This window comes from Roseobacter sp. SK209-2-6 (assembly GCF_000169455.1).
Taxonomy (GTDB): Bacteria; Pseudomonadota; Alphaproteobacteria; order Rhodobacterales; family Rhodobacteraceae; genus Pseudophaeobacter.
Genome location: NZ_AAYC01000018.1, coordinates 70,555 through 80,846, shown reverse-complemented (window position 1 = coordinate 80,846; position 10,292 = coordinate 70,555). Strand labels below are relative to the sequence as shown.

At 60.4% G+C, this 10,292-nt stretch carries 9 protein-coding genes; all 9 read right to left on the bottom strand.

Annotated elements, in window-relative coordinates:
- Positions 1-853: pre-peptidase C-terminal domain-containing protein (locus RSK20926_RS20545; protein ID WP_008209719.1), on the bottom strand; the 853-nt coding region annotated here is incomplete at its 3' end.
- 65 nt (positions 854-918) lie between these two features.
- Positions 919-1,386 (bottom strand): hypothetical protein, encoded by a 468-nt coding sequence (locus RSK20926_RS20540; protein WP_008209718.1) that lies wholly within the window; start codon positions 1,384-1,386, stop codon positions 919-921.
- Positions 1,387-1,683: 297 nt separating this feature from the next.
- Positions 1,684-2,862 carry a nucleotide sugar dehydrogenase gene (locus RSK20926_RS20535; RefSeq protein ID WP_008209717.1) on the bottom strand — a complete coding sequence of 393 codons (1,179 nt, stop codon included), beginning with the start codon at positions 2,860-2,862 and terminating at the stop codon, positions 1,684-1,686.
- A 154-nt stretch (positions 2,863-3,016) separates the two neighbouring features.
- Positions 3,017-3,259: a hypothetical protein gene (locus RSK20926_RS20530; RefSeq protein WP_008209716.1), complete on the bottom strand. Its 243-nt coding sequence runs from the start codon at positions 3,257-3,259 to the stop codon at positions 3,017-3,019.
- A gap of 168 nt (positions 3,260-3,427) precedes the next feature.
- Positions 3,428-4,174, bottom strand: coding sequence for a YjbF family lipoprotein (locus tag RSK20926_RS20525; RefSeq protein WP_008209715.1), 747 nt, complete (start codon positions 4,172-4,174; stop codon positions 3,428-3,430).
- Positions 4,171-6,387: a YjbH domain-containing protein gene (locus RSK20926_RS20520; protein WP_037256108.1), complete on the bottom strand. Its 2,217-nt coding sequence runs from the start codon at positions 6,385-6,387 to the stop codon at positions 4,171-4,173. The genes RSK20926_RS20525 and RSK20926_RS20520 overlap by 4 nt, the downstream gene beginning before the upstream one ends.
- Before the next feature lie 84 nt (positions 6,388-6,471).
- A complete protein-coding gene (locus RSK20926_RS20515; RefSeq protein ID WP_008209713.1) occupies positions 6,472-8,349 on the bottom strand; it encodes a polysaccharide biosynthesis protein in 1,878 nt (625 codons plus the stop codon).
- 327 nt (positions 8,350-8,676) lie between these two features.
- On the bottom strand, positions 8,677-9,288 hold the full coding sequence (locus tag RSK20926_RS20510; RefSeq protein WP_008209712.1) for a sugar transferase: 612 nt from the start codon (positions 9,286-9,288) through the stop codon (positions 8,677-8,679).
- Positions 9,289-9,306: 18 nt separating this feature from the next.
- The gene (locus RSK20926_RS20505; RefSeq protein ID WP_008209711.1) at positions 9,307-10,221 is read right to left on the bottom strand and encodes an NAD-dependent epimerase/dehydratase family protein; all 915 of its coding nucleotides are present in this window, start codon (positions 10,219-10,221) and stop codon (positions 9,307-9,309) included.
- Between the last annotated feature and the right edge of the window lie 71 nt (positions 10,222-10,292).

The window sequence follows — 10,292 nt, the reverse complement described above, 5'->3', positions numbered from 1 at the left end:
TGCCATTGTAATCGCCCTGGTGCCCCAGCCCCAGCGCATGGCCGATTTCATGCACATAGGTAGAGAAGGAATAGCTGTCGATCGTGGTGCCACTATTGGCCAGCCAGGCGGTGCTGACGTTTACTTCCGAGCTGAGGATGGTGGTGCCGGAGGTCGAAGAGCTGGCATAGGCACCGCTGTCATTGTCGTCAAAGGTGATCTGAGCCGAGCCCAGGGTTTCGACAAAATCGATATTGGCCACCGCTTCCCAGGCCTCAAAGGCCCAGCGGGCCAATTGCTGACCAGCCGCAGTCAAGCCGCTGATATTCACCGTGATCTGATTGCTGCCACTGGTGTTGAAGCTGCGCGAGGAGCCGCCCCAATAGCCATGGGTCAGGAAATTGGCCAGATCATCCAGGCTGGCGCCGCTGCCGCCGGGAGTTGGCGGGGTGCTGCCACTGCTGGTGACGGCCATGCTATAGGTGCCGGAACGGGCATCCGAATAACCGCCCGCTGCCACATAATAGGTGCCAGTACTGGTGGCATTAAAGCTCATGGCGGAGTCGAGACCAGGCCCGCCGTCATCATTATAGGCCACCAGATTGCCGCTGGAATCGTAAAGGCGCAGATAGGGGTCCGTGAGTGAAACCCCGTTCAGGGTGATATTATAGCTCTCCCCGGCAGTGAGGGTGACGCGCACCCAATCGCGATCTCCAAGCCAAAGCGTCCCGTTAAAGGTATCGCCTACCGACATCGTATAGTTGGTGCCGGTACCCGCTGCCGCATCAACACTTTCGGCAATTGCAGCCCGAACCGGCCCGCCATCAAACCCATTGCCTTCCGCATGGCGCGAAGGATCAAAGGTTCCTGTCATATTACACATTACGCACATGGTCTAAATCCACTCTTCAAAGTCGAATGTCTGTTTCATCATCTGGTTCAATTGACCCCGGCGGCACGCAGCGCTTGCTGCAATTCCGGACTGGCCACAATCAGACCCCGGGCAAAGCCATCATATACCTTGGCAGAGAGTTTTGCATCATCCATGACATCAAATCTGACCTCTGCCCCATTGCCCTCGGCACCTGGAGCCAATGTCCAGCTGAGGCGCCCGTTGATCTGATCCCGGCTCTTGGCTTCTGCCCGCAGAGAGATCAGCGCCCCTTCCACATCCTGTGGTGCGGTCTCAACCCGGCGGATCACCGCTTTGGGGGCTTCTTTGGACAGGGCCTGCAACAGGGCCTGGCAGAGCCGCTCTCCTTCTGGAGCTGTCACCTTGCAGCTGAGGGAAATCACCGGTCGGGTTTCTGGCTTGCTCATGGCTGCCCCTTGTTCTGGCATGCCAGACAAAAAGAGACAGATGCCCAGAAACGGCCCAAAGAGCCGGGTCTGTTCAAACAATCGCATGTCTTACTCCGCTTCATGCCCTGACCTTTTTTGCACGCTGCATCTGGTCAAGAGCATCCCGCCCCCGGGGGGAGCATAGGGATACTCAGGGGTTTCTGACAAGGTCAGTAGGACCAGAGGTTGCAAAATTCCGCCGCCCTCGCTGCGACCTCCTATAAGACTATACCCGGTTTTAGCTGTGGCGAGAGGCCAATGAACTGCAGATCATTGAGGATCTATGTAAGATTCATCTTATCGCACGGGCACAAGACCGGAAACAGCGCAGGAGGTGAGGTCAGGGGGATAGCGTTCGTGCCCCTAATCCGATTGAAACAGGTCGCGGGTGAAGATCTTATCCGGGACATCCTCCAGATCCGGGCTGCGCCGGTTGGCAATAATGACATCCGATTTCTGCTTGAAGGCGTCCAGATCGCGCATCACTTCGGAGCCAAAGAAGCTCTCCTCTGGCAATTCCGGTTCATAGACCACCACCTCGATGCCCTTGGCCTTGATCCGCTTCATGATGCCCTGGATCGAGCTTTGACGGAAATTGTCAGATCCTGCCTTCATCACCAGCCGGTGGATCCCCACCACCTGCGGTTTGAGTGCCAGGATTCGATCGGCAATGAAATCCTTGCGGGTGCGATTGGCATCCACGATGGCGCGGATGAGGTTCTGTGGCACCTCGGAGTAATTGGCCAGAAGCTGCTTGCTGTCTTTCGGCAGGCAGTAGCCTCCATAGCCAAAGGAGGGGTTGTTGTAATGCGTGCCGATCCGCGGGTCGAGGCCCACCCCCTCGATGATCTGGCGGCTGTCCATGCCATGGGCCAGGGCATAGCTGTCTAGCTCGTTGAAATAGGCCACCCGCATGGCGAGATAGGTATTGGAGAAAAGCTTGATCGCCTCTGCCTCGGACGCATCGGTGAACAGCAGTTCCACATCCGGCTTCAGTGAGCAATCGCGCAGCATTTCGGCAAAGCGGCGTGCGCGTTCGGAGCGCTCTCCCACCACGATGCGCGAGGGATAAAGGTTGTCATGCAAGGCCTGCCCCTCACGCAGGAACTCCGGTGAGAAGATCACCTGATCAGTGCCAAGCCGGGCGCGGATATCCTGGGTGAACCCCACCGGAATGGTGGATTTGATCACGATGGTGGCCTTTGGATTGCAGGCCATCACCTGGCCAATCACCGCTTCGACGCTGGAAGTGTCAAAGAAATTGCTCACCGGGTCGTAATTGGTCGGGGTGGCAACGACGACATAATCCGCCCCGGCAAAGGCCTCTTCCGGGGCGCAGGTTGCTGAGAGCTGCAGATCCCTTTCGACCAGATAACTTTCCAAACCGGTATCAATGATCGGGGATTGTCGGCGGTTGAGCATCTCAACCCGGGCCGGATCCGTATCCAGAGCCCGGACCTGATGCCGCTGGGCCAGAAGGACCGCATTGGACAGCCCTACATAGCCGATGCCTGCAACTGCGATGATCTGTTTCTGTGTCATATTCTACCCGTTTTCACAGTGACCCCGGCGCTCTTGGGGCTCTGCGTTTTTCCTAATCTCCAACATATAAATCCAGGCACAAAAAAAACAGGCGCGCCCCAAAAGCGCGCCTGCTTAACTTTCCTCCAACATGAGGCCGGAAACCGGCGCTCGCTTAGTTGGTGGTTGTGGTGGTTGTGGTTGTGCTGTCGTCGTCGTCGCTGACGATGACGGCCAGGCCAACAACGCCAGCAAGAACAGCAGCGGTGGCACCAGTGATGCCCAGGCCAGTGCCACCCAGAATACCTGTGGTGGTGGTGGTGGTTGTGGTGGCAGTGGTGGTGGTTTCAACAGCCTGCGCGGAGGCAGTGGTTGCAGCCATGGATGCCAGAACGAATGCGGCGAAGATATTTTTCATAATAAAACTCCTGTGGAGGGGATACTCTCGAGCGGACACTATGCCAGAAGATCTTACGGATCAACGAATGGTAGACCTATTCCGCCATTAAAATCTGGATTTTTCAACTCATTTTCCAGAGCGTTGCGGGAAAACCGCGCATCTGGGCTTCTACCGGTGCTTTTATGCCTAGCCAGAGGTCAACTGGCGGATGCGCAGATAGCCCAGTTCCGGCCCGGCCCATTGGCGGGACTGCCAAATCCGGCCTGTGCGAGAATCAATCCAATAATCATTGACCACCCGGTTTCTTTCCTGAGACCCGGCCAGAGATTCCGCCTGACCTCCGCGGCCTTCGCAGGTCTCGCGCAGGTGGCGGGTGCGATAGGTAAGTTCAACGATTTCAATCCGTTTTACCCCCAGATCCTCGACCTGGCACACCAGGGAGAGTTTGTAGGATTCATTATCCAGCGCGGCAATCTCATAGATCCGCTCCCCATTCCCCGAGGGGCCCTTGGGCCCGCCCGCATGGACCAGTGCCGAAGCTGCCAGCAGATCATTGGGCATGCCTCGGGTTGCCACCAGCACGCCGTCGCGCATCGCAAGGTTTACATTGTCCTCAGAGCGCCAGACCTCAACGGTGCCGGGAAAGTCATCATGTTTGCTGACCTGTCGGGACAGATAGGCAAAAACATCACTCTCTTCGATGGTGACCTCGATAAAAGCGCCTTTGACGGTTGCGTCCAGCGCCGCCCGGGTGAGGGCGGGGCGGGCGGGTTTTTCACCCCGCGCAGCCCGGCGCGCCTGCAATGCTTGGCGCAGATTCTGAACCAGCTCCACCTCGAGCGGGGTTTTATCGGGGCCTTTGGCACAGGCGGTAAGCCCGGTCAGGAGCGCCAGAGCTCCCGCAAAGCGGGCAAGTATAGATGTCATCTTCATTCCCAGAACCTCGCGCGCTGCTCTGTCAGGCTGAGGCGATGGGCGGCCCGCACGGAGCCATAAAGCCGGCCAGGGACAGCCACGCGTTGACCACCATCGCGCTGGGTCGGGCGAATGGTCAGGCCAAAACTATTGCGCGAGGGTTTGCCGAGCATCCAATCCAGCGGAATACGGAAGCGGAAGCCCTTGTCAAAGGAGCCTTCGCCAAAATCCGCCGCCGAGACATTGGTGCGGGTAAAGAAGCCGCCCACGGACCAGCCATTTTTAAAGGTCCGGTCAATGCTGAAGGTGGCGCCATAATCCCCGGCCAGATAGCGCCCGGCATCGACCTGCGCCACATAGCCTTTGCCCAGCTCGAGATAGGCAGAGGCATGGCCGGTGAAGGTCTGGTAATCGCGAAAGCCAAAGCGCTGGTCAAAGGCACGCTGGCGCACGTAGTTGCCCTCAACCCCCAGGGCCAGAGGGCTGGCCGCGGGTTTCCACAGCATCTCGCCGGAGATCCCGCCGTACATGCTTTCCAAGAGGCCCGCGGTGACCCGCGCATAGGTATTGCGCCCAGGCTGCCAATGGCGACTGACATAAAGATTGTTCAGGGTGGTGCCATGCTGGGCATATTCAGCCTGATCGGTACGCACATGGGGCAGCACCGAATTAGAGGCCCGGCCATTGGCGATATTGCCCCAGAGCCGCTGGCGGATGGCGCCCGCGATACGCCAGCCCGGTGCGGGCGTATAGGAGGCTGCAAAATCCACCCCCAGATCCAGCCGGAAGGGCTGATCAGGGTCAAAATACCCCTGCGAAGAGTAGGGGCTCACCGAGGTGGAGAAGGCCGGGTAAAGCTCTTCTGACAGGATGGCATCCGCGGCGAGGGGGGCCGCATTGGTCACTGTAGAGACTGCTGCCAACGCATCCGGCGCATCCGGGACAAACTCCAGCGCCTCCAGATCACTGCGCCGCAGCACTGTGGTTGAGAGCCCGATCCCCCGGCGCACCGGCACCAGGCGGAAGGTTTCCACCGAAGGCGGCAGCACATTGGCAATGAGACGCGCGGCGCGGCCTGCGGCCAGGGTCTCGGAGCGATAGCGGTTGTTGCGATAGCGCAGCTCTACTTCGGTTCCGCTGAGGGTAATCGCTTCCAGGGTCAGCCCATCACTTTTCAGGGCCTCGGCCACCAGGTCGCGAACTTGCCGCTTGGAGGCGCTGCTCTGGGCCCAGTCCTGACCCCAATGGGCTGACTCTGTGGCCCATTGGTTGCGCGGCAGAACCGGCGCCAGGGCCGGGACCTGCATCGGCACCCGCGGATGTTTCGGGTTGAGCTGGATCTGCGCGGTGATCCCCAGTTCGGAGCCATAGAGGTAATAGGCCCCGATCCGGGTGCCCGGCGTCCATTGATATTCCAGACCAAAGTTCAACGGTGAGCGGCGCTCAAAGATGCCGGAATCGCGAGATTCCGCCAGATAGGCATCTGAAGAATACTCCGCCTTCAGCCCCCAGCGGTCATTGATCTCCCATTCGATGCCGCCAAAGGGAGCAACATCTCCGCGAAACCAGCTCTCTGTCGAGAGGCTGCCACCGGTGCCGCCGGGGGTGAAGCCGGTGCGATTGCCGGCCAGGCTGCCCAGAGCGCCATAGGTGCCCAGGCGCCCCCAGCCAAGGCCTGCGGTAACTTTCAGGCGTCCGGGGCTGCGGCCCGATCCCAGGGCCGGGGTGTCAAAGCTCTTGGTGGCGACGATATATTCGCTGGCATAAACGCCAGTGCCGGCAAAATCCTGTAACCCGATGGTGACGGCCGGGCGCCAGTGCCCCTCGCGCCAGAGCCGGGCGCGGACGTCAAAACCCCGGTCATAATAGGTGCTGAAGGCGGTTCCAGAGAGATCCCTGATACCATTGTAACGAAAAGAAGCCGAGAGCCAGGGGGTGGCCTGGAAGGTCAGATTGTAGCGGCTCTGGCCGGCAAACCAGGAGAAACTGGTGCTCCATTGCCCATCCGGCTGCATCTCGGCCGAGGGCATATCGATCAGGCCGGAGGTGCCGTAGAAGTTCAAGGAGGGCGCTGGCAGGCGCTTGTAGCGGGGGGCCTCCTCTGCGCTGGCATTGCTTTGGCCTGCAAAGGGTTTGGATTGGGCCAGCACGGGTGCGGCCTGCAGCAACCCGGCTGTCATGGCCAGGCCGGTCAGCACGGCGCGCGCGCGGTATTGTCTTGTTGTCGTCACGGAAAGTCCCACTGCCCCTGCTGCCCTGCGCTGCCTGCGGTTAGAGCATGAAACCCGCCCGCGCTTCAATGGAAGAGCGAAAGACTAGGAACTCTTTCGCGCTCCGATCGTGTCTTCTCCGCCGCCCTCGATCCAATGGGCGATCAGCGCGCGCAGTGCCTCCTCATCGCCGCTGGCCACCGCCTGGCGCAGCTCTCGCAGCAGTGCTGCCACTTCGATTTCCGAGAGCACCGCCTCGCGGGCGCAGAAGATCTTGGCATGGCGGGTGGTGGTGAGGCTGCCGCTCAGGGTCAGCTCCTCTTCCATCTTTTCGCCGGGCCTGAGCCCGATGATCTCGATCTCGATATCCCCCTCGGGATGGGCGGCATCACGCACCGTATAGCCGGCACTTTCGATCACCTGGCGGGCCAGCTGCACGATGGAGACGGGCTTGCCCATATCCAGCACAAAGACTTCACCGCCCGCGGCCTCAGCCCCGGCCTGCAAGACCAGTTGCACCGCCTCGCGGATGGTCATGAAATAGCGTTTCACCGCCGGGTCGGTGACCGTGACCGGACCACCCCGGCTGATCTGATCCTGAAACAGCGGCACGACGGAACCGGAAGAGCCGAGCACATTGCCAAAGCGTACCATGGTGAAGATGGTGCCGGAGCTGCGCGAGGCGCGATCCTGCACGATCAGTTCCGCCATGCGTTTGGAGGCCCCCATCACATTGGCCGGGCGCACCGCCTTGTCCGAAGAGATCAGAATGAAGCGTTCCACCCCGGCGCGTTCCGCCATCCGTGCCAACGTCTGGGTGCCAAAGACATTATTGGCCATGCCCGGCAGCGGATTGGCCTCAACCAGAGGCACATGTTTATAGGCAGCCGCATGAAGCACCACCTGCACCCGATGCTGTTCCAGCACCATACGCACCTGGCGCGGATCTGTGACTGAACCCAGGACCGGCACCACCTCGATGCCCAGCTCCTCCCCCAGAGGGGCAAGCTCCTGGTGAATGGTATAAAGCGCCAGCTCCGACAGCTCATAAAGCACCAGCTTGCAGGGGCGGCAGGCCAGGACCTGACGGCAGAGCTCGGAACCGATGGAGCCCCCCGCGCCCGAGACCAGCACCACCCGATCCTGATAGGAGCTGCTGGCAGTATTCAGGGGGACATCATGGCTGTCACGGCCCAGAAAATCCTGGGCTGAGGCCGGGGTGAGCTTATCCACCAGCGCTTCTTCACCGATAAGTTGGGCAAAGGAGGGCAGCACCTGCACTTCCAGCCCCATGTTCTGCAGATGCCGGGTCACCTGCGCCTGCTTGGCCAGCCCCTGCGAGGGCATCGCCAAAAGAACCCGGGTGATATAGCGGCTTTTGATAATCTCGGGAATGCGCGCGGGGGCAAAGACCGGCAGCCCCAAAAGGGTGGCGCCTTGCAGCGAGGTATTGTCATCAACAAAGGCCACCGGATCGATGCTGCCATGGGATTTCAGCGCCTGGGCCAGCTGGGTGCCGGTGGAGCCGGCCCCATAGATCAGCACCCGGCAGCGCGGCAGGGCACGGCGATAGATCATCAGGACCAGCTGCAGCAGAATGGTGCGGGCCAGCACCATGGAGATGAAATAACTCAGACCAAAGACGACATAGGTGCCAGATGGCAGCTTCGGCCCCACCACAGAGGTGAGCATTGCCATGACGGTTGCAGTGAGGCCTGCCACAAGGGCCGTCAGCATCACCGCATGACGCTCATAGGCATTGAGCTGAATACGTGGCAGCCCGAGCCAGAGTGAGACCCCTGCCATGGCCAGAATGGCATAGGGCAGCACGGGCAGCATCAGAGCCAGGGTGAAGAGGGCCGGATCCGGTAGCGGTTGCACGCTGAAGGTGAACAAAAGAGCCAGCGGGCAGAGCAGCGCATCCAATGCCAGAAAGATATATGATTTCTGTTTTCGTGAAAGTCGACTGATCAGATCAAACATAATTTATTGTCCCGGCCGTAAAAGTTTCGGCCATCACTGTGGTATCACCCATCTACACCAGAACCCAATATCTGCGGGTTCATAAACCTCGAACCCTAGAAACAACAGGCCGTTTACGAGGTTTCGAACAACACGCCCCCCAGACAGCTCCCGGCTGTGGCGCGATTCAGAGTTTCAAAATTCCTTGTCTCGCATTCTGCCCATTTTTGCGCTGCAATACAAACAGAAGCTTAGCGAAAAATTGCCAGCACCCCAGAAAATCGTGAAACGTATCAAAGTTGGCACCACTGCGCCGCCGTATCAGTGCCCCCCTTCCTAGCTGCGGCCCTAGCTGCGGCGGAAAATATTGCCGATGGTCTGGAATACCAGATCAAAGTCATAACACATGCTCTGGTGGCGCTGATAAATCAGATCCAGGCGTGCCTTGGCGGGTACACAGACACGGGAATAGACCGCATTGGTCTCTTCGCGGGTGGCGCAGCGCGCCAGCAGGGCGGCCTCATGCTTGTGATAGGCGATCGAGGCCAGCCCGGTGACACCGGGGCGTGATTTCAGCACCTCTGCATAGATCTCGGGATGGGCCTCGACATATTGGCGCAGCGGCGGGCGCGGCCCCACAAAGGAGAGATCGCCTTTGAGGATATTCCAGAGCTGCGGAAACTCATCCAGGCGTTTGGAGCGCAGCCAGGCGCCGGTCTTGGTGATGCGCGCATCCTTGTCGCCGCCCGACACGCCGCTGTCTTCCTCCGCCACCGTCATGGTTCTGAGCTTCCACAGCCCAAAACCGCGGGTGGGCGTGGTCATGCGCTCTGCCACATAGAAGATCGGCCGCCCCTCTTTGAGCAACAGCCAGACCAGCAGGGCCAGCAGGATCGGCCCGAGGATGACAATCAGCAGGGTGACAAAGAAGAGATCAAAAAGACGTTTGCGCCAGGTCATGGGTGGCAGAAATCCTTCTTAAGGAGAGCCGTGGAAATCCCGTTCTACTAGGGACCATTCTGCCACCAGACAAGCGGGATCCGCTGGGGCGGGCATCAAATGTTGCCCTAAAGTCCTGCGCAGGAGCTCCAGATCCAGTGAGACCTCGGGGATTGCCCCTTCAGGGGCGGGGCGGCAGGTGAACTCTCGATGACCGGCGCGCAGCAAGGCTCCCATGTCTACGGGACCAGGCTGTGCGAGATTCAGGATTGGCGGCACTCTGGGGCATTGCAGCAAGGCTGCGAGCGCCTCTGCCAGGCTCTGCACCCCGATATAGCTGCGCCGGGGTGTGTGGCCATCGGCAAATTGATCCAGGGTAAAACCCGGTGTCCAGCCGCCAAGGATCACATCCAATCCGGCGATATTGCCAATCCTGAGCGCGGTGACCGGTACCCCCAGCGCCCGGCCCCGTGCCAGCGCCGCCTGCTCCATCGCCAGTTTGGCGGCGCCATAGGCATTGGCGGGTGTGACCTCTGCCGTCTCGCACAAGCCCCCGCTTTGACGCCCATAGACCGCAGCAGAGGAAGCCAGGAACAGAGGCGCCGGTGCCCGCGCCTCCCGCTCCGCCGCCCGGGCCAAAGCCTCAATCGCAGCAAGCGCCAGGCGGCTGTGATCTGCCAGATCAAGACCCTCTCGGGATCCAGGGACCGGGCCGGCGAGACACAGCAGGGCCTCGGCCCCGCTGCAGCTTTTGGCCAGCGCTTCGGGCTCCGCCAGCGGATCCAGCAGGACCCAGTTCTCCTCTGGGAGGGCAGTGGTTTGCGCCCGCCGCGCCTGCCAGCGGGTTGTGGCAGGATCATACCCCCGCGCGGGCAGCAATCCGGGCCAGAAATGGCGCAGCACCCGCCCGATCCGCCCGGAGGCGCCTAAGACAACTGTGGCCGGAAAACCCATCTCTTGCCCCTCATTCCGCTCAAGACACTATAGGTTGCGCCCTCTGGTTGACGCATGGCCCAAGCCCAGTA